Annotated in this window: 15 protein-coding genes; 4 read left to right on the plus strand and 11 right to left on the minus strand. The window is 55.6% G+C overall.

From position 1 onward, the window contains the following. Nucleotides 1-51: 51 nt before the first annotated feature. Both TH5_RS22170 and araD read right to left on the minus strand, forming a co-directional pair. Entirely contained in the window at nucleotides 52-963 is a 912-nt protein-coding gene (locus tag TH5_RS22170; RefSeq protein ID WP_114123706.1) for a dihydrodipicolinate synthase family protein, read from the minus strand. A 78-nt stretch (nucleotides 964-1,041) separates the two neighbouring features. Further along, complete coding sequence (araD, locus tag TH5_RS22175; RefSeq protein ID WP_114123707.1) at nucleotides 1,042-2,787, minus strand: L-arabinonate dehydratase; 1,746 nt, start codon at nucleotides 2,785-2,787, stop codon at nucleotides 1,042-1,044. Between the two features lie 344 nt (nucleotides 2,788-3,131). Between araD and TH5_RS22180 the strand changes: the two genes are divergently transcribed. From TH5_RS22180 to TH5_RS22195, 4 genes are all read left to right on the plus strand, one after another. Continuing rightward, on the plus strand, nucleotides 3,132-4,178 hold the full coding sequence (locus TH5_RS22180) for a type 2 periplasmic-binding domain-containing protein (RefSeq protein ID WP_062953575.1): 1,047 nt from the start codon (nucleotides 3,132-3,134) through the stop codon (nucleotides 4,176-4,178). A 143-nt stretch (nucleotides 4,179-4,321) separates the two neighbouring features. Further along, nucleotides 4,322-4,747 carry a tripartite tricarboxylate transporter TctB family protein gene (locus TH5_RS22185; protein ID WP_114109952.1) on the plus strand — a complete coding sequence of 142 codons (426 nt, stop codon included), beginning with the start codon at nucleotides 4,322-4,324 and terminating at the stop codon, nucleotides 4,745-4,747. Between the two features lie 39 nt (nucleotides 4,748-4,786). Further along, nucleotides 4,787-6,277: a tripartite tricarboxylate transporter permease gene (locus tag TH5_RS22190; RefSeq protein WP_114123708.1), complete on the plus strand. Its 1,491-nt coding sequence runs from the start codon at nucleotides 4,787-4,789 to the stop codon at nucleotides 6,275-6,277. 151 nt (nucleotides 6,278-6,428) lie between these two features. Further along, nucleotides 6,429-7,469, plus strand: a complete 1,041-nt coding sequence (locus TH5_RS22195; RefSeq protein ID WP_244205004.1) for a LacI family DNA-binding transcriptional regulator — start codon at nucleotides 6,429-6,431, stop codon at nucleotides 7,467-7,469. Nucleotides 7,470-7,490: 21 nt separating this feature from the next. On the opposite strand, the gene fdhD is transcribed toward TH5_RS22195, so the two are convergent. The 9 genes from fdhD to TH5_RS22240 all read right to left on the minus strand — a co-directional run bounded on the left by fdhD (nucleotide 7,491) and on the right by TH5_RS22240 (nucleotide 20,264). Continuing rightward, nucleotides 7,491-8,291 (minus strand): formate dehydrogenase accessory sulfurtransferase FdhD, encoded by an 801-nt coding sequence (gene fdhD, locus TH5_RS22200; protein WP_114123726.1) that lies wholly within the window; start codon nucleotides 8,289-8,291, stop codon nucleotides 7,491-7,493. A gap of 8 nt (nucleotides 8,292-8,299) precedes the next feature. Then, nucleotides 8,300-8,524: a formate dehydrogenase subunit delta gene (locus TH5_RS22205; protein WP_062953571.1), complete on the minus strand. Its 225-nt coding sequence runs from the start codon at nucleotides 8,522-8,524 to the stop codon at nucleotides 8,300-8,302. A 95-nt stretch (nucleotides 8,525-8,619) separates the two neighbouring features. Continuing rightward, nucleotides 8,620-11,499: a formate dehydrogenase subunit alpha gene (gene fdhF, locus TH5_RS22210; RefSeq protein ID WP_114123709.1), complete on the minus strand. Its 2,880-nt coding sequence runs from the start codon at nucleotides 11,497-11,499 to the stop codon at nucleotides 8,620-8,622. Nucleotides 11,500-11,504: 5 nt separating this feature from the next. Then, a complete protein-coding gene (locus TH5_RS22215; RefSeq protein ID WP_114123710.1) occupies nucleotides 11,505-13,061 on the minus strand; it encodes a formate dehydrogenase beta subunit in 1,557 nt (518 codons plus the stop codon). After that, nucleotides 13,058-13,537 carry a formate dehydrogenase subunit gamma gene (locus TH5_RS22220; RefSeq protein ID WP_114123711.1) on the minus strand — a complete coding sequence of 160 codons (480 nt, stop codon included), beginning with the start codon at nucleotides 13,535-13,537 and terminating at the stop codon, nucleotides 13,058-13,060. The genes TH5_RS22215 and TH5_RS22220 overlap by 4 nt, the downstream gene beginning before the upstream one ends. 123 nt (nucleotides 13,538-13,660) lie before the next feature. Continuing rightward, nucleotides 13,661-14,554: a LysR family transcriptional regulator gene (locus TH5_RS22225; RefSeq protein ID WP_062953567.1), complete on the minus strand. Its 894-nt coding sequence runs from the start codon at nucleotides 14,552-14,554 to the stop codon at nucleotides 13,661-13,663. A gap of 253 nt (nucleotides 14,555-14,807) precedes the next feature. Beyond that, complete coding sequence (locus TH5_RS22230; RefSeq protein WP_114123712.1) at nucleotides 14,808-16,550, minus strand: OFA family MFS transporter; 1,743 nt, start codon at nucleotides 16,548-16,550, stop codon at nucleotides 14,808-14,810. Nucleotides 16,551-16,809: 259 nt separating this feature from the next. Next, nucleotides 16,810-18,837 carry a sensor histidine kinase gene (locus tag TH5_RS22235; protein WP_114123713.1) on the minus strand — a complete coding sequence of 676 codons (2,028 nt, stop codon included), beginning with the start codon at nucleotides 18,835-18,837 and terminating at the stop codon, nucleotides 16,810-16,812. Then, complete coding sequence (locus TH5_RS22240) at nucleotides 18,837-20,264, minus strand: sigma-54-dependent transcriptional regulator (protein ID WP_114123714.1); 1,428 nt, start codon at nucleotides 20,262-20,264, stop codon at nucleotides 18,837-18,839. Before TH5_RS22240 ends, TH5_RS22235 begins: the two co-directional genes overlap by 1 nt. Nucleotides 20,265-20,543: the final 279 nt, after the last annotated feature.

A 20,543-nucleotide genomic window follows, 5' to 3' on the forward strand; every position in this document is an offset into this window, starting at 1 on the left:
TGTCAGTTTGTAGGACATTGGTGCCTCCTTTGCGCTGGGATATTCCGGCGCTTATTTCACAAGTTTGTTTTCGCGCATGAAGCCGACAAGCTTTTCATGCTGCGCAGGCGTCAGTGGCCAGGCTGACGGCGGACGCGTCGGACCGCAATCATTGTCCAGAAGCTGCAACGCGGATTTAACCCCGGTCACGTTGGTACCGTTCATTTCTTCGGCACGTACATCTTCAAACGCCCGCATTTCCGAAATCAGTTTGCGTGCGGTTTCGTAATCGCCGCCCTCAAGGGCCGCATGGATCGCCATCGAGCGTTCCGGCCACACATTGATCAGACCCGACGTAAAGCCTCGCGCGCCCACCGCATAGAAGGTCGGCGCCCAGACTTCGGCAAGCCCACCAACCCAGACGATATCAGGATCGCAGGCTGAAATCGCCTCGGCCAGCTTCATCGGATTTGGCGTCGCCCATTTGACACCGGCAACACCTTCAACAGCACATAGGTCGGCAATCGCCTTGGTGCCAATCGTATCGTTGCGAAGATACAGCATCATCGGCAAACCATCCGATGCATCGGCAATGCGTTTAAGATAGTCGACAACACCGCGCGGTGCGACAAAGGGATCTGGCGGCTGATGGATCATAAGCGCCTCGGCACCGGCCTCTGCCGATGCCTTTGCCAGCGCAACCGCATCACGAATGCCACGCCCGACACCTGCCAGCATCGGCGCACGACCATCCAGCATTTCGGCAACCGATTTGGCCATCGTAATGGCCTCGTCCGTGGTCAGGGCATAAAATTCGCCGGTATTGCCATTTACCACCGGGAAATGAACCCCTGCGGCCAGCGCACGGTCAATGATCGGGGAGAGCTTTTTCGGCGCGACATCGCCGTTTTCATCATAAGGCGTCACAAGAATGCCGGAAATCCCCGACAACACGCCACGCAAATCGGCTTTGGAAAGTGCCATTGGTCAAAGTCCCTGAATTCTGTTGGAGGTGGCGCGATGGGTGCGCCACCTGTTTGTCATCAGTCGATTGCTACCGGATCAGAAAATATCCGGTTCGCCCGCGGTTTTGCCAAAATCGGGCGACAGGAAATCGAAATCGCAACCTTCGTTTGCCTGGGTGACGTGCTTGCCAAACATCCAGCCATACCCGCGCTGATAACGATCCTCGGGCTTTTGCCATGCCGCACGACGACGTTCGAGTTCGCCTTCATCCACCAGCATGTCCAGACGACGGTTATCAAGATCAAGCTTAACGATGTCGCCGGTTTTCAAAAGTGCCAGCGGCCCACCGATATAGCTTTCCGGTGCAACATGAAGCACACAGGCCCCGTAAGACGTGCCTGACATGCGGGCATCCGAAATGCGCAGCATATCGCGATGCCCCTGCTTTATCAGCGCCTTGGGAATTGGCAGCATCCCCCACTCGGGGAAACCTGGCCCGCCAAGCGGCCCGGCATTGCGCAGAACCATCACATGGTCGGGCGTGATATCGAGATTTTCATCATCAACCGCTTTTTTCATTTCCGGATAGCTGTCAAACACCAAGGCAGGGCCCTGATGATTGCGGAACCGTTCATCACAGGCGGCCGGCTTGATCACCGCCCCGTCCGGGCACAGATTGCCACGCAGAACCGCAAGCGATCCTTCGTGATAGACCGGGTTGGACAACGGACGAATGACATCGTCGTTATAGACAGTCGCGCCCTCAAGCGTTTCGCCAAGCGTCTTGCCGGTCACAGTCGTAACGCTTGTATCAAGCTTGTCGCCAAGTTCCGCCATAAGCGCGCGCAAACCACCGGCATAGAAGAAATCTTCCATAAGGTAATCACCCTTGCCCGACGGGCGGATATTGGCAATCAGCGGCGTGGTACGACCAAGTGCGTCAAGGTCATCAAGATCAAGTTTGATGCTGGCCCGGCGCGCCATCGCCAGAAGATGTACCACCGCATTGGTCGAACAGCCGGTTGCCATCGCAACCACCGCAGAGTTGCGAACAGATGCCGGGGTAACGATTTTTTCAGGCGTCAAATCTTCCCAGACCATATCGACGATGCGACGGCCGCACTGGGTCGACATGCGGATATGACCGGCATCCGGTGCCGGGATCGACGATGCCCCCGGAAGGCAAAGCCCCATGGCTTCGGCAATCGCGGTCATGGTCGACGCGGTGCCCATGGTCATGCAGTGGCCATAGGAACGTGCAATGCCGCCTTCGACCCCAACCCATTCTTCGTCACTGATGTTACCGGCACGTCGTTCATCCCAGTATTTCCACGCATCCGACCCTGAACCCAGGATTTTACCGGCATAGTTCCCGCGCAGCATCGGACCGGCCGGAAGATAGATCATCGGGACACCAGCCGAAATCGCACCCATGACAAGGCCCGGCGTGGTTTTATCGCAACCGCCCATCAGAACCACACCATCCAGCGGGTGGGAACGGATCAGTTCTTCCGTCTCCATCGCCAGCAGGTTCCGATACAGCATCGATGTCGGTTTGGTAAAAGATTCATCAACCGAAATGGCAGGAAGTTCGACTGGGAAACCACCAGCCTGAAGCACGCCTTTTTTGACGTCACCGGAACGCTCGCGAAAATGCGCATGGCACGGGTTCAATTCCGACCAGGTGTTGAGAATCCCGATAACCGGGCGGCCCGTCCAGTCTTCCGGATCAAGCCCCATCTGCATCAGACGCGAACGATGACCGAACGAACGCAAATCGTCGGGCGCAAACCAGCGCGCACTTCTGAGATCTTCGGCAGATTTTTTTTGTTTTTCGGACATGGCGTTCCTCCCGTGTATCCACCCGCCGGTTGACTATGCACATGCAGAACCGACAGGACAATGCGATTTCCTCTATGAATTTATGTATGCGCATACACAGATTCGTTGTCAAGTTATCTTACAGGTATTTTCTCACCTGAAGCACAGAGAAAAAGACCAAAGATTCCGGCATTGACAGAAGCTAAATCGACTTGTATGAAATTATGTATGCGCTTTCATATCGCCTGAAAATTTACAGGCGCCAATAACAAGAACAAGCAAAGCGTTGCCCTCGGGAACCACACCGACCGGGCTACTACGGGCAAGGAGCCCTCGATCAGGAACGTGTCATTCGGGAGGAAACAATGACCGGACTTTTCAAAACCCTCGCAACCGCAGCCGGTTTGGCTGCCATGGTTGCAACACCGATTCTCGCCAGCGCGTCGGAACTGCCAGGCAATGTCCGCATGGTAATCGGTTCCAAATCGACCGGTGGGGACACCTATCAGAACAGCGCAATCATCGCCGAAGCGCTTTCCAAAAAACTTGACATCAATGTCAAGGTTGACGCGGTCGGTGCCAGCGAGGCTTTCAAGGCGCTGGAACGTGATAGCCGCGGAACCACCATCATGATTTTCCATGATCAGTCCTATCTTGCGCATCTGTATGGCGTTCGCGGATATGACGATATCTTTGAAAACTTCAAAGTCGGCCCGACCGTCGCAATCAATCCGGGCAATGCGTATCTCGTTGCTAAAAATTCGCCACTGCAATCCATGGAAGACGTGATTGCCGCTGCCGCTGCCGGACAGCGCGTGCGCGTTGCAATTCAGGCTGGTGGTGTTTCGGAAATCGGTTTCTCGGCACTTAAGAACGCCGTGAAAATCCAGCATCCGGGCGCCGAAGAAAACATCGTGCCGGTCAATACCGGTTCGCAGGCCGATAAAAACCAGCTGCTGTTTGATGGTCAGGCTGACGTAATCAATGGCTCGGTACAGGCCAATGAACAGTTCACCCAGCTTCCGGAAGACGACCAGAAAGCCATGCGCTTCATCTGGCTGACCGCGCGCGAGGAGACCATCGCACAGGCAAACCCGGAAGGCATGGGCGATACCACGCGTGACGAACTTCTGGCCTTCACCACCCCGAATGTCAGCGTCACCATGGATGGCGAAAAGGATTTCACCTTCGACAAGGAATTCTTCCTGCTGTTCAACAAAGACATGGATCCGGAACAGATTGCCACGATCGACAAGGCACTGACCGAAATCTTTGCAGCGGGCGAAATTCAGGAAACCCAGAAGGCATCCTTCTTTATCCCGAACTTCAAGCCGTCGGCAGAAGCCACGGAATATCTGAAGGCAAAGCGTGAAGATTACCGTCACATCATCGACGCAATCGCCACGAACTAAGACCAGCACCCGGCCCGGACATTGCTTCGGGCCGGTTTCGCCTGCCCTGCCCGGCCAGAAACACCGAACCCGATCGGAATTTCGCATTTTGCCGCAGCTGTCCCAACATGGATGGAAAGACAGGCGAAATAAGGAGGCGTCCCATGTCCCAAGACTCCCTGCTTGGTGTGTCGATCAATTTCGATACATCACACACCGTTTTCCCGACCATCATTGCCGTCATCCTCGGCATCCTTTTTGTTGCCATCCTTGTGACGCGCGGCAAGACCATGCTGGCCGCAGTTGGCAATGGCCCCTGGTGGCCGGTTGGCATCGACCATATGCGCTTCTTCGGAACGATTGCCGGAACCGTCGTTTATTTCCTGGCGATGCCCGCGGTTGGTGATCTGTTTCCCAATACCGGCCTTGGATTTTACCTGTGCTCGATCCCGTATCTCTTTGGCATGAGCGTGCTGTATCTGCATGAACGCGGTCGCAAACAGCTTTTGATCGCGGGATTGAATGCGATCATCGCGCCGAGCCTCGTCTGGTACATCCTGTCCGAACTTTTCAATATCTCGCTGCCATAGGTCCTGAACCAAGGCGCGGATTGACCCAAGAGATTTATCATGGATCTTATTTCCATCCTGACACCGCTGTTCTTTACGCTTGTTGCCGTTGGCACGGTGATCGGCATCATCTTTGGCGCGATCCCCGGCATGACAGCGACCATGGCGGTTGCGGTCTGTTTGCCCCTGACCTACTCGCTGGGGCTTGAAAACGGGCTGGCACTTTTGCTTGGCCTCTATGTCGGGGGGATTTCCGGCGGGCTTGTCCCGGCGATCCTGCTCAACATCCCGGGCACGCCATCCTCGATCACGACAACGCTTGACGGTTATCCGATGACGATGGCCGGTGAAGGCGAAAATGCGCTTAAGATCGGCATCATCTCGTCGGTCATTGGCGGCCTAATCAGTCTTGCCGCACTTTATCTGTTTGCGCCGGCATTGGCTGATTTCGCGATCAAGTTTTCCTATATCGAAAAATTCCTGATCATCTTCTTCGCCCTTACCGTCATGGCCGCACTCAGCAGCAGCCTTCTGGTCGGCATTTTCAGCGGCGTTCTGGGCATCTTCATCAGCCTGATCGGGGCCTATGACATTTCACGAGGCGGCAACGGTGAATTGCGCCTCGTGCCGGAATTTCTTGAATATTACCTTGAAAGCGGCTTTTCACTTTTACCGGTTCTGATCGGCCTGTTTGGCCTGGCAACCATCCTGATTGAAGCCGAAAACGGCATGCCCGAAGGACAGGGACTTTCGGGTGTAAAAATCGCCAAGGGCAAACCGTTCAGATTGTCGGTTTTCAAGGGCCAGATCATCAACCTGATCCGCTCCTCAGGGATTGGCACCTTTGTGGGCATTCTACCTGGTGTTGGCGGCAGTGCCGCATCGATCCTTGCTTACAGTCAGGAAAAGAACTTTTCACGTCATCCCGAACGTTTTGGCAAGGGGGAACCGGCCGGTGTAATTGCATCGGAAAGCGCCAATAACGGCCTGACCGGCGGGGCACTGGTGCCGTTGCTATCACTTGGTATTCCGGGCGATTCAACCACCGCCATCCTGATCGGGGCCTTCACCCTTCAGGGCATTCAGGTCGGCCCACTGTTTATCGGCAACAATCCGGTGACGTGGGATGCAATGATCATCGCCATGCTGGCCGCCAACCTTGTCATGTTCCTCGTAATGATCTTTGCCATCCGCCATATCGCCAAGGTGGTATCGGTTCCGAAAAACATCCTGTTTCCGATCATCCTGATGATGTGCGTGGTGGGTGCCTATACGATCAATTACGGGGTGATGTTCGATGTCTGGACGCTACTGATATTTGGGCTGTTTGGTTATCTGGCGCACAAGATCGGCCTTGAAATCGCACCCTTTATCATCGGCTTCATTCTTGGCCCGTCAGCAGAAATCTATTTCGTCAAAAGCCTTGAGTCTTTTGGCACATTGTCGATCTTCTTTACCAAAAGCTGGATCGCGGTTCTGCTTTGGGTACTGATTGCCCTGTCGATCGGCTTTTCAATCATGGTATCGCGCAAAACCAAAAAAATGCGCTAACCACCGGCACAGCCGTCTGTCGCCTGTGGTGACGGACGGCCCGCTTGCCCCCGATGAATGGCTTATGTAATGTTTGAATTCAGGGGTCACCCGATCCCGAACCGACATCCGGAATGATCCGTAACGGATTGACCTGTCACGAGAAACCGATTTGCTAAGTGTACCGAAACATAATGACGTCCTGAAAAATGGCGATCTGAAAACCGGCACGGTTACCATGGAAACCGTGGGACGGCTGGCCGGTGTTTCGCAGGTCACAGTTTCGCGTGCCTTGAATGATCCCAAAAAGGTCTCGGCAAACACGCTTAAACGCATTCAGGATGCGATTGAGCTGACCGGCTATGTTCCCAACATGGTTGCCGGTGCTCTGGCATCGAAACGCAGCCAGTTGATCGCGGCCCTTGTGCCATCGATCACCAATGTCATCTATTCCGACCTGATGCAGAATTTCATCGACGTCATTCGCGGGTCGGGCTACCACGTTCTAATGGCGGAAACCGGCTTCTCACAGGAAGAAGAACAGGCTGTTCTATCCACGATGCTCAGCCGTCGCCCGGATGGCATTCTTCTGACCGGCATCCACCATTCAGCAGGCTGCAAACGCATGTTGCTGGGGGCTGGCATCCCGGTCGTCGAAGTCTGGGACACAACCGAATCCCCGATTGATGTTTGCATCGGCTTTTCCCATATTCGGGCTGGCGAAGAGATGGCGCAATTCGCGTTTGAACGCGGCTATCGCAATGCTATCGCGGTATCGGCGGGCGATGAACGCGCCCTTCGCCGCAAGGATGCATTTTGTGCACGCTTTGCAAAACTGACCGGCACAAGACCGGATGCAATCTGCTTTGAAAGCGGTGCAACCATCGAACGGGGCCGTAACGGGCTGGCCCGTGCAATTGACAGCGGATTTCGCAATGGTCTGGTCATGTGCAGTTCGGATCTTCTGGCGCACGGGGTTCTGATCGAGGCACAGTCACGCAGCATATCCGTCCCCGGCGATATTGCCGTGATGGGCTTTGGTAATCAGGATTTTTCGGCCTTCACTCTTCCGGCCCTGACCACGGTCGATATCAATCGCAAACATCTGGGGGCCCAAGCCGCCGAGGCACTGGTCGCACGGATCGGCAATCAGGAACTGCCCGAAAAATGCATTGATGTCGGTTTCCAGATCATCCCGCGCGCTTCCGCCTGATCCGGCTTTACACAATCGGGTTCAGGCAAAACGCCGGAACAATCCGCGCCGTTCACGGCAAATCATCGTCAATCCCGCCTGCCGTGCCAGATTGACCGCGGTTAATGTCGGCCCCGAAAGGGTTACAAGCCCGCCCACCCCGCATTGCACGGTTTTGGTGACGATTTCATAAGAACAGCGGCTGGTCATCAGGATAAACCCACCCGTTTTATCAAGGCCTTCACGCGCCACTGCCCCAAGAACCTTGTCCAGCGCATTATGGCGCCCGATATCCTCGCGCACGATGCGAATGGCGCCGGTCGCATCAACAAAGGCACTGGCATGCAAAAGCCCGCCACCTTCGCGGTTACGTGTCTGCTGATCGGGAAGTGCATCAATGGCGCGCAATACAACGTCCTGCGGCATGTTCGACGGCACAACGGTGCCGATCTTGTCCATCGCCACCGCATCAAGCGATTGCACCCCGCAAAGCCCGCATCCCGAACGCCCTTCAAGGGTACGCTGGCGTACTTCTAGCCGGTCAAGGATGTCTTCATCCAGATCGGCCTCAATCACATATCCCTGCAGGGTTTTGCGTACATCACGCAGATTGATCTGGCCCACATGGTCAGCTATGCCTTCGGACAAGGCAAATCCGATCATGAAATCTTCAAGATCGTGGGGTGATACCATCATCACGGCATGGGATTTACCGTTGAATGTCAGGGCAGCCGGAATTTCCGGCTGCAGAATAATCGGCGCATCATTACCGCCATCGCCGCGCACAACGGCACGCGCCGGGTCATGGTCACGACCATCAATGATGCGGTTTGCTGATGTCATTTCTGTCGTCACGCCGGTTGTTTGACCTTGCGGATCGATGGTGCGGCTTCGATCACCAGCGGGTGAAAGCCCTCATGACCGCTTTCAATCATGTCAAAAAGCTGCTTGCGCATCCGTGGTTCCCAGAAATCGCTGATATGCCCTGCCACACCAGCCACGCCTTCGGCATGGGGTTTGGATTTGAAAAAAGTCGCGATCTGATTGGCCATATAGACGAGTTTGTCAGGTGCCATTGGCGTTTAAACTCCCGCCAGAATTCTTGATTTACAGGCGAAAACGCCTGGCTTCATGATGATATCCTATCATGAAGCCAGGCAATGTTTCGCACCTATTCGGCCGCATCAACACGCGGAAGGACACGGCGCGCCTGTTCGGCCTGCTTGTCATATTCCACCTGCCATTCGGTCGGCCCGTTGCTGGGCGTAACCTGAACGGCGGTAACCTTGTATTCCGGGCAGTTGGTCGCCCAGTCGGTATAATCGGTGGTAATCACGTTGGCCTGTGTGCCCGGATGGTGGAAGGTCGTGTAAACCACCCCCGGCGCAACCCGATCGGTAATCGTTGCACGCAACGACGTTTCACCCGATCGCGACGCCAGACGGATCCAGTCCCCTTCGCGGATACCGCGCTGTTCGGCATCATGGGGATGAATTTCCAGCAGGTCTTCCTTGTGCCATGCACTGTTGGCAGTCCGTCGGGTCTGTGCCCCCACGTTATATTGGCTAAGGATGCGCCCCGTGGTCAGCAACAGCGGGAAGCGCGGACCGGTACGTTCATCGGTTGCGACATATTCGGTCACAACAAACTTGCCCTTTCCGCGCACGAAACCATCGATATGCATGACCGGGGTGCCCAGCGGTGCCTTCTCGTTGCACGGCCACTGTATCGACCCTTCACGTTCCAGAAGGTCATAACTGACCCCGGCAAAGCTTGGCGTGGTGCGCGCGATTTCATCCATCACCTGCGACGGATGGGTATAGTTCCAATCAAGCCCCATCGCACGGGCAAGGTTCTGGGTCACTTCCCAGTCGGCAAAGCCGTTTTTAGGGCTCATCACCTTGCGCACACGGTTGATGCGACGTTCGGCGTTGGTAAATGTCCCGTCCTTTTCAAGGAAGGTCGAACCGGGCAGGAACACATGCGCATGGTTCGCCGTTTCGTTCAGGAACAGGTCATGGACAACAACGCATTCCATCGCGGCAAGACCGGCGGCAACATGCTTGGTATCCGGATCTGATTGCAGGATGTCTTCACCCTGAATGTAAATACCCTTGAACGTGCCTTCGACGGCGGCATCAAGCATGTTCGGAATACGAAGCCCCGGTTCGTCATCCAGTTTGACGCCCCAGATTTTTTCAAACACGTCACGTGTCGCATCATCGGCAATATGGCGATAGCCCGGCAGTTCGTGCGGGAACGATCCCATATCGCACGAACCCTGCACGTTGTTCTGCCCACGAAGCGGGTTAACACCCACGCCCGGACGCCCGATATTGCCGGTCGCCATCGCAAGGTTGGCAATAGCCATCACGGTGGTCGAACCCTGGCTATGTTCGGTCACGCCAAGCCCGTAATAGATCGCGCCATTGCCACCGCGGGCAAAAATACGCGCCGCCTTGCGCACGGTTTCAGCCGGAACGCCTGACTGGCGTTCGACTTCTTCCGGGCTGTTTTGCGGATCGGATACAAACGCTGCCCAATCCTGAAACTCGTTCCAGTCGCACCGTTCGCGAATGAAAGCCTCGTCAAACAGGCCTTCGGTCACGATCACATGCGCAAGCGATGTCAGAACCGCAACATTCGTCCCCGGACGCAATGCCAGATGGGCGGCGGCCTTGATATGCGGTGACTGCACCAGATCAATACGGCGCGGATCGATCACGATCAGCTCCGCCCCCTGACGCAACCGCTTTTTCAGGCGCGATGCAAAAACAGGGTGCCCGTCCGTCGGGTTGGCCCCGATCAGGATCACAACATCGGTGTGCTCGACACTGTCAAAATCCTGTGTTCCGGCCGATGTCCCGAATGTGGTTTTAAGGCCATAACCGGTCGGCGAATGGCAGACACGCGCACAGGTATCGACGTTGTTATTGCCAAACCCGGCCCGGATCAGCTTCTGGACAAGGAATGTTTCCTCGTTCGTGCAACGTGATGACGTGATCCCGCCAATCGCGGCCTTGCCGTATTTTTCCTGAATGGAACGGAACTTGTCCGCCGTGTAACGAAGGGCTTCTTCCCAACTGACTTCGCGCCACGGATCGGATGTGTTTTCGCGGATCATCGGGTTCAGGATACGGTCCTTGTGGCTGGCATAGCCATAGGCAAACCGACCCTTGACGCATGAATGCCCGCGATTGGCCTTGCCATCCTTATACGGCACCATGCGTACCAGTTCATCACCGCGCATTTCCGCCTTGAACGAGCAGCCAACCCCGCAGTAGGCGCACGTGGTCACGACCGAATGTTCCGGTTGACCGATATCGATCACCGATTTTTCCTGAAGGGTTGCCGTTGGGCAGGCCTGAACACAGGCACCGCACGACACGCATTCTGAATCCATGAAGTTTTCATGCATGCCGGGCGATACCCGGCTCTCAAACCCGCGCCCCTCAATCGTCAGGGCAAAGGTCCCCTGTACTTCCTCGCATGCCCGCACGCAACGCGAACAGACGATACATTTCGACGGATCATAGGTGAAATACGGGTTGCTCTCGTCTTTGGCCATGTAGCGCGGGTTTTCTTCGCCATTTTGGCGGGTCTTTACGTGGTTACCCCCGTCATAACCATAGCGCACATCGCGCAAGCCAACCGCACCGGCCATGTCCTGCAATTCACAATCGCCATTCGCCGCACAGGTCAGGCAATCCAGCGGATGATCGGAAATATAAAGTTCCATCACGCCTTTGCGGATTTTCTTGAGCCGTTCGGTCTGGGTATGGACCACCATACCATCCGCGACCGGGGTGGTGCAGGATGACGGGGTGCCATTGCGACCTTCGATTTCGACCAGACACAGGCGACACGAACCAAACGCATCGACCATATCGGTTGCGCACAGTTTCGGCACCTGAATGCCCGCCTCCATCGAGGCCCGCATGATCGACGTACCTTCGGGCACGGTCACATCAAATCCGTCGACATTGATTGTCACGGTCTTTTCGGATTTCGCGGCGGGGGTTCCGTAGTCGACTTCTTTTACCAAGGACATCGTTCTCACTCCGCGGCTATATCAAGCGCATGGGGCTTGAAATCATCAGGGAAATGGGTCAGTGCGCTCATCACCGGATAGGGCGTAAACCCGCCCAGCGCGCATAGCGACCCGAATTTCATCGTTTCACACAGATCGGCCAGAAGTTCCTTCTGCATTTCGGGATCTTCGCCGCGCGCGATCTTGTCGACAACTTCGGTGCCGCGTGTTGACCCGATGCGGCATGGCGTGCATTTGCCACACGATTCAATCGCACAGAACTCCATGGCAAAACGGGCCTGCTTCATCATGTCGACACTGTCGTCAAACACGACAACACCGGCATGACCGATCAGACCATCCGCCTTGGCGAATGCCTCGTAATCAAATGGCGTATCAAACAGTTCCTGCGGGAAATATGCGCCCAGTGGACCACCGACCTGAACGGCTTTGACCGGGCGGCCACTTGCCGTGCCACCACCGATCTGATCAACGATTTCACCAAGTGTCAGACCAAAGGCCGTTTCATAAAGGCCGCCATGTTTGACATTGCCCGCGATCTGGATCGGAATGGTCCCGCGCGACCGGCCCATACCGAAATCACGGTAATATTCCGCACCCTTTTCAAGGATCACCGGTACCGAGCACAACGAAATAACGTTGTTAACAACCGTCGGTCGTCCCATAAAGCCCTCAAGTGCTGGAAGCGGCGGCTTGGCGCGGACAACACCCCGCTTGCCTTCCATGCTGTTCAAAAGCGAGGTTTCCTCGCCACAGACGTAGGCACCCGCACCCATGCGGACTTCCATGTCGAACGCGTAATCTGATCCCAGAACCTTGGGCCCCAGCAGTTTGTTTGCTCGTGCGACTTCTATCGCTTCGTTCATGATGCGGATCGCATCGGGATATTCCGACCGGGTATAGACATATCCCTTGGTCGCCCCGGTCGCGAGACCGGCAATGATCATCCCTTCGATCAGGACGAACGGCTCGCCTTCCATGATCATCCGATCAGCAAACGTGCCGCTGTCGCCTTCGTCAGCATTACAGACGATGTATTTCTGATCACCGGGTGCCTGACGCACGGTATTCCATTTGATACCTGTCGGGAAACCGGCACCACCGCGACCGCGAAGGCCTGAATCCGTAACCGCCTTGACGATATCCTCGGACGTCATCCTAAGGGCATTTTCAAGCCCCTTGAGCCCGTCATTGGCACGATAATCGTCAAGCGACACGGGATCGATAATCCCGCACCGCTGGAAGGTCAGGCGCGTCTGCGCTTTCAGGAACGGGATATCCTGCGTGTGGCCAAGGAAACGTTTATGTTCACCACCACCAAGGAACCCGGCATCAAACAGGCTGTCGACATCTTCAACCGCGACCGGGCCATAAGCCAGACGCCCGCGCGATGTTTCGACCTCAACCATCGGCTCCAGCCAGTACATGCCAAACGAACCATTGCGCACGATCTGGACATCTTCACCGCGTTTGATCGCTTCGGCGGCGATGGCCTTTGCCACGTCATCCGCACCAAGGGCAACCGAACCGGAATCAAGCGGGATGTAAATCTTGACTGTCATGATCTCACCTCGCTCAGGATGCGATCAAGACGATCCTTGTTTACCCGGCCGACAACCTTGCCATCAACCATGGCCGCCGGTGCGCAGGCACACAGCCCAAGGCAGAAGACCGGTTCAAGCGTCACATTCTTGTCGCTGGTCGTTTCCGACCAGTCGACTTTCAGTTTGCGCTTCGCATGATCGCCCAGATCATCCGCGCCCATCGACTGGCAGGCCTCGGCACGGCAGATTTTGATCACGTGCCGGCCCGGCTTTTCCTCACGGAAATCATGATAAAAACTGGCAACGCCGTGGACTTCCGCCCGGCTAAGGTTCAGTTTCTTGGCGATGGTCTGAAGGGCGCCTTCGGGAATAAAGCCGAATTCTTCCTGCACCTCATGCAGGATCGGCAAAAGCGCGCCTTCAAGTCCGGACAGCCCATCACAGATGGTGCCGACGCGGATGGATATTTCCTCGGTCGTCTCGGTTAAAGACATGCAAGCCTCTCTCACTTAGCAGTCTATTGAATTCTTTGTTATTCCAGCCAGTGTCGGTGATTGCCGCCGCCGGTTCAATAAAGGCATCCCGTTACGCGATAGCGAAAACCTATCAAGCCGCTATCAGGCCAGTTCAAGTTCCGAAATCTGTTTGGCCTCTTTCAGCAATGCGGACACAACCGGTGTCGCCGGCTCGCGCTTCGCCGCAATCATGCCCACAAGATGCGATGCATCGGGATCGACAATCGGGATCGATTTGACCCGATCACGCATGCTGAATTCCTTGACCATCTTGACCGGCATGATGCTGGCCCAGTTCCCCGTATGAACGTGGGTAAACAGGGCAATCATCGAATCACTTTCCAGTGTCGGGCTGACGCGCGCACCTGCCTCGGTCAGATGCTGATTGATAATCCGCCTGTTCTGCATATCGGGTGTCAGCAAACATAACGGAAACTCTGCCGCCTCCCGCCAGGTGATGCTTTCGCGGTCCCCGATATCATCGAAATTCGACGTCACAAGGTGATAGCGTTCATAATAAAGCGGGATCGATGTCACCCGGCCAAGCGGTTCATTATCCAGATAGGTAATGCCGACATCGATTTGAAGATTATCAAGCAATGCCTGTATTTCAGTCGATGTCCGCGACAATACCGCAAAGGTCACATCCGGATGCTTTTCTCGAAACGGGGTCGTCAATTCATGCACCATCGAAAGTGCGGTCGGAATAACTGCGATCTGCACCTGTCCGGTCAAACCGAACCGCATGGCGCGCATTTCATCACGCATCGAACGCGAACTGCCGACAATATGACGCGCCCATTCCAGAACCCGTTCACCTTCGGGCGTTAACCCCTGATACCGTGATCCGCGCCGCACAAGCACCACCCCCAGATGGTCTTCAAGCTGGCGCAGGGCACTGGAAAGGGTTGGCTGTGTCACACCGCATTCCTCGGCGGCGTGACCAAAATGCTGCTCGCGGGCAAGCACCATAAACATTTCGAGTTTGTCGATCATGGCGTATCCGGCGCCTTTCGGGAAAACCCCATATGGTGACGCACTTTATGTGATTGATGGACACCATTTACGAGGCCGATGTCCTGATCGCAGGATAACCCGAAAGGCCATAAAAACCGAGGGGTTAATCCTGCAACAGGACCGGACATGACATTGATGCACTTTCATGTCCAGACGGGTCCGGGGACAGACAGACATACCCGAACCCTTTGGCGCCGGTCGGGGTCAAGCCGACCGGCTCCGGGGTTTGGTACTACGCTTCGGACGTTGCCTCGCGGCCGGACGGTGCTGGCTTTGCAGGCTCGGCCGCGGTTTCCATGTAATGCTTGTCATGAATCGGCTTGACCAGTGCGTTGGCAATCAGGCCAATCACCAGCAGGGCCGCCATGGCATACATGGTGGTGTTATAAAGGCTCGGCGTCGGATCAACCGTCTCGGCAGGGGCGATTTCCATCAGACGGCCAATGGTAACGGTTTTGGCAGCAATCAGCTGATCAAGCTGATCCATACCGGCACCAAACTTTGCCTGAAACGCTGCCGGATCAATCTTGGCCGCCAGTTCCTTGACCGAGTTCCCGACCGAGGTCTGACGCAGCTGAGTGATGGCAACCGGCCCCAGCACGCCTGCAACACTCCATGCGGTCAGAAGACGGCCATGGATGCCACCGACATATTTGGTGCCGAAAACATCGGCAAGATAGGCCGGAATGGTCGCAAAACCACCGCCATACATGGTGAAGATGATCATGGTTGCGCCATAGAACATCACAAGCCACGTAACGACCGGGTTCACACTGACCTGCCCCGCAGCATACGGGATCGACAGATAAAGGATGATGCCAAGAATGAAGAAGCAGTAATAGGTGTTCTTGCGCCCTATATAGTCCGAGGTCGATGCCCAGAAGAACCGGCCGCACATGTTAAAGACCGAAATCATGAAGACATAGGTCGCAGCAAAACCGGAATTGACAATCAGCGGCAGCGTGCTGCCAAAGATTTCCGTCATCATGGTTTTGGCAACACCAATCACCCCGATACCCGCCGTCACGTTAAAGCACAGAACGATCCACAGCATGTAGAATTGCGGGGTTTTAAGTGCCTGATCGATATGGACGTTTTTCTGGGTGATCATCCGCTTGGAGGCTTCTTCACCCGTTGGCGGTGTCCAGCCTGCCGGCAGCCAGCCTTCACGCGGGACACGATACGAGAATGCCGCAATGATCATGACAATGAAATAGGCCACACCAAGCGTGATGAAGGTTGCCGATGCACCGGTATTACCGGTACCCGCAACATAAACACCTTCCTCGATCGGAACCGGCGCCGATGCCACCTGGGCTGCACCTGCAATCACGACTTCGACCATCTGGCCACCGACTTCGGCCATGCGTTTGCCGCCTTCGGTCACCAGGTTAACAGCACTTTCCGGGCCAAGATATTCCGGCACCTTGTAGAAGAATGAAAGCAAACCTTCCTTGATCGGTGTTGCGATCATCGCCCCGCCGCCAAAGCCCATGATGGCCATACCGGTTGCCATACCGCGCCGGTCCGGGAACCAGCGGATCAGCGTTGAAACCGGCGATACATAGCCAAGACCAAGGCCGGCCCCGCCAATCACACCGTAACCAAGATAAACCAGCCAAAGCTGATGGCTGGCAATGCCAAGACCACCAATAATGAAGCCCCCGCCCCAGCAGCAGGCAGCAACAACGCCAACCATACGCGGGCCGACTTCTTCAAGCCACTTGCCACCGAATGCCGCCGCAAGACCAAGGCAGACAATCGCAACCGAGAAAATCCAGACGACAGATTGCAGCCCCCAGTCACCGGAACTTGCGGCAACCACGCCGAATTCCTTGATCAAAGGCGGGTTGAAAATCGACCACGCGTAAACCGAGCCGATACAAAGATGAATGGCGATGGATGCTGGCGGGACTTTCCAGCGGTTGAAATCGTCCCCTGCGACGATATGTTCTTTTTTAAGGCGATCAAACATTTGTGTTTTTCCTCCCGGTATTATGTTCATCCGGTGGCCCCATCCCCCCAATTTCGGATGAATGCTGCATGGCCATATCGGTAAGACCCGGAAAACACAGCGTCGCAATTGCTATGCCATTCAGTCTGTTGCCTGATTTTCTGGAAGTTTTGGAAAGACAATCATAATATTGCGGCGCACGCGCATGGACAAAATGTCCAACAAATTTTTACTGTGCAATGCACCATCCGGACAAAATGTCCAATCTCTGACGGGATAATCAGTCCGCCTCGGGCAACCAGATGGTGAATAACGTTCCTTTGCCTGGCTCGCTTTCAACCGTCATGGTTCCGCCCTGCCGGTCAATCAGGGTTTTACTGATCGACAGCCCCAACCCCGTACCTTCACGGCGCTTGGTCGTGTAGAACGGGTCGAAAATACGGCCCAGTATTTCGGGCGACATGCCCGTACCCGTATCGCGGATCGAAATGCGAATGCCGGGTTTTCCTTTCTGGTCAAAATCCTCGTCAACCAGGGTAAGCGTACCGCTGCCGGGCATCGCATGCAGCGCATTGACCATTAGATTGACCAGCACCTGCTGCAATTCCGTCCGGTTCATCAGGATAAGCCGCGTGGCCAGACTTTCACGTGATACCTCGATATCGGCCTTGTTCAACAAGTGCTGCACCAGTGGCAGACAATCACCAATCACCTCGCCCGGTGAATGGCGCTCTACAAACCCGGCATATTCTTCGGGTTTGGCAAATTGAAGAAGCTTGGTGACAATCAGATTGATGCGACTGACCTGTTCGTCGATCAAACGGAATTCGGTTTCCGCCAGCCGCACATTCTCACCCAGCAGATCCCGCACCACATCAAGGTTCCCCTGAAGCACAGCGACCGGATTGTTGATCTCATGCGCGACACCAGCCGTGATTTCGCCAATTGCCGCCAGCTTTTCGGACATGATCAATTGCTTGGTTGTCGCTTCAAGCTGCCGGTTGGCTTCGCGAAGTTCGCTGGTGCGCGCATCGACACGCGCATTCAGTTCCTCGTTCCAGGCGCGCAAACGTTTGTCTCGTTCCTGCACCTGATCAAGCAGATCATCAAGATGTTCTGCCACCAGCGATATTTCATCCTGCACCTGATCGATATTGGTCCGCGCGCCAAAGTCACCGCTCTCGACCCGGGCAATCGTCTGGGTCATGCGTTCAAGCGGCTTGAAAATGCCGCGCGCCCACCGCAGGAAAATCGGAACGCTCAGGGTTGCGACAAACAGAAACGCCGCAATGATAATCAGCAGGCTTTCATATTTCGTCTGGGCAAACGGTGCCTCAAGAAACCCGACATACAGCATGCCGACCCGCTTGCCAAAACTATCGGTAATCGGCTCATAGGCTGAAATATACCAGTCATTGACGACAAACGCGCTATCGAGCCACACCTTGCCGTCTTCCAGAACATTCTGGCGCACCGCCGCCGATACCCGCGTGCCAAGCGCGCGCCGCCCTTCAAACAGCCGCACATTGGTGCTGACACGCACATCGTCGAGAAACAGGGTAGCCGTGCCCTGGCTGCCTTCGGGAAGACTACCTTGGCGGTAAACCAGATCATTGATCGTATCGATAAAGACAAGGTTCTGGTTCAACAATATTCCGCCAACCAGCGCGCCGTCTATCCCTTCTGCCCCGATCATCGGCAGGGATACGTGGCTTGCGGAATGCACTACCATGCCACGCGTTTCTGCATCGCGCGTAGTTGGCACCGCATTGGGTGTCGGCACCAGATCAAGTCGTGCACGCGCCGCCAGACCGGGCGAAATCGCCGCCAGATCGGCATTGTCAAATATATCCACCCCGGTCAAGGATGCCCCCGAAAGGGCCGTCGCAATCACCGGCCAGTCGGCATCAAGTCGCGGCGTGGCCTGCCTTGGTGCTGCCCCTGAAACAATCCCCTGCCGATTGGCGATATACAGGAAATCAAGGCCAAGCTCGGCCTGCTTTGTGGCCAGCAGATCATCAATCCGCGTCCGGTCCCCCGATGCCAAAACATCACGAAACGTCACTGATTGGCCAAGGGCCTCGATCTGCTCGCCGGTGGTTTCAAGGATATGAGTGAAATACTGATGGGCAATCGTCAGGTCACCATTGACCTTCGATGTCAAAAGCGCGTCAAACTTGCTGTTCCAGCGCACCATCATCACGCCAAGAAGCAATGGTAAAATGACGAGTGTCGGCAATAACGCAATTGCCAGTAATTTGAACCGCACGGACCGGGTGCGCTTGGTGCGGCGGCCGGGCCACTGCATCAATCGGCCCAATCGGCAAATTTGCGGTCAATCGTCTTGCGCGAGATGCCCAGACGCCGCGCGGCTTCATTGCGATTGCCGCCGGTCTTGTGCACCATCGCCATGATGTGACGCCGTTCCATTTCCTCCAGCGTCTCGTCCTGATCGGTATGGCCATCCATCCGAGCCTGCTCGTCGCGGAATTCTGCCGGGAACCGCCCAAGGATCAGGGTGCGTTCCACAAGGTTGCGCAATTCGCGCACATTGCCGGGCCAGTCATATCGCGTCAATCCGGCGCGCACTGCCCCATCCATCGCGACTTGCGGCACCCCAAGCTGCTTGGACAGTTTGCTCATAAACAGGCTGGCGAGTTCAAGCACGTCATCCCCGCGCTCGCGCAGGGGCGGCATGGCGATATGCATGACATTGATCCGGTAAAACAGATCGGCACGGAAACGGCCCGCTTCGACCTCTGCCTCAAGATCGGCATTGGTGGCAAAAATAAACCGCAGATCGACCGGTGCCTCGCGCTCCGATCCCACCGGGCGGATACGGCGGCTTTCAATCGCGCGCAAAAGCTTGCTTTGCGTCGCCAGCGACAATTCCCCGACCTCGTCGAGAAACAGGGTACCACCCTGCGCATGCATGAAAAGCCCGTCGCGCGTGGTTTGCGCCCCGGTGAAGGCCCCTTTCAGGTGCCCGAACAATTCGGCCTCTATCATCTCGGACGGAATGGCGGCACAATTGATCGGCACGAACGGCTTTTCGGCCCGGTCGGACAACGCATGTAAGGAGCGCGCAGTCACTTCCTTGCCTGTACCGCTTTCCCCTGAAATCAGGATCGAGGTCGGCAATGGCGCCACTCGTGCAATGGTTTCACGGATTTCCTGGATTTGCGCAGAATAGCCAATCAGCTTGTCACGCAGCAGCACATGATCAGATGTTGCGCGCAACTCATGGCGCAAAACATGGTTTTCACGCCGCAACCGCATCCGATCAAGGCAGCGCGCTACTGCATTCAAAATCTGGTTGGATCGAAACGGTTTAAGGACAAAATCAACCGCCCCCGCCCGCAATGCCTTGATCGCGGTATCCAGATCGGCATAAGCCGTCATCAGGATGGCATCGGAAAAAAAGCCGATCTCGCGCTGCTCGGTCAACCACTCAACCCCGGACTTGCCCGGCATGATGTTATCAAGGATCACGACGTCGAAATGATGCTGATCCAGAAGCTTGGTCGCTTCTTCGCAATCGGCGGCTTCTTCCACCCGCTTGGCGCGCGGCCCCAATGTGCGCACAAGGAAATTGCGCATGCCCGGTTCGTCATCGACGATCAGGATCGATGCCTTTTCCAGCCACGGCCCGAATTCCGGCCCCGGCTTGCCATACAGTTGCGCAGCAGGTGATGGTGCAACCAGATCCGGTGCCCCCATTGCAGTCGATCTCATTGAATTCCTCCGCCGATCTTCCCGGTCATTTTGTTTTTATTTTTTCGAAGATTAGATCAGCAGAAGATGAAAAGCAAAATATGTGATTGCGGCCAATATCCCTGCTCATACGCTCGGTTGTAATCGACAGCCCATCCAATTTGAGGGTTTTGCTCTCGGAAAGTGGGGCGTCTGTAATCAGTTTCCGTAACGGATTTTTGTTCTCCAATAAACGGTTTTACATGGCGAAGCATAGCAGCATCCCAGAGAACCATGTTGCCGACCCTAGGCTTGCAAAAA

The organism is Thalassospira xianhensis MCCC 1A02616 (assembly GCF_003326475.1).
In the GTDB taxonomy this organism is placed as follows: domain Bacteria; phylum Pseudomonadota; class Alphaproteobacteria; order Rhodospirillales; family Thalassospiraceae; genus Thalassospira; species Thalassospira xianhensis.